Genomic DNA, 452 nt, shown 5'->3' with positions numbered 1-452 from the left:
GCGACGAAGAAGGTGTGGGAGCCGGAGTCGGACAACGGTGAGAAGGTCACCCACGTCGAGAACGCGAACAACGGGTCCGGCACGTACAACACGGACTACTGGCGGGTGACGCTGCGCGACGGCACCACCTACGAGTTCGGCCGTAACCGGCTGCCGGGCTGGGCGTCGGGCAAGGCGGAAACCAAGTCGGTGGACACGGTGCCGGTGTATTCGCCGCACTCGGGTGACCCGTGCTACGACTCGGCCGGGTTCTCGTCGTCGGTGTGCACGATGGCGTACCGGTGGAACCTGGACTACGTGTACGACACGCACGGTAACGCGATGGCGTACTACTACAAGCAGGACACCAACTTCTACGGACGCAACCAGGGCGCTACGGACGTGTCGTACGTGCGGGACAGCTACCTGTCCCGGATCGACTACGGGTTCACCGACGGCAACGCCTACGGCAC

At 64.4% G+C, this 452-nt stretch carries 1 protein-coding gene; it reads left to right on the top strand.

What is annotated here, in order from left to right; translation table 11 throughout:
- Positions 1–452, top strand: a 452-nt coding sequence (locus tag ONA70_RS36475) for a hypothetical protein (RefSeq protein WP_265011021.1), incomplete at both ends; no start/stop codon positions are given.

The organism is Micromonospora yasonensis (assembly GCF_026013475.1).
Taxonomy (GTDB): Bacteria; Actinomycetota; Actinomycetes; order Mycobacteriales; family Micromonosporaceae; genus Micromonospora; species Micromonospora yasonensis.
The sequence above is the reverse complement of the archived record's forward strand: the minus strand, read 5'-3'. Positions and strand labels throughout refer to the sequence as shown.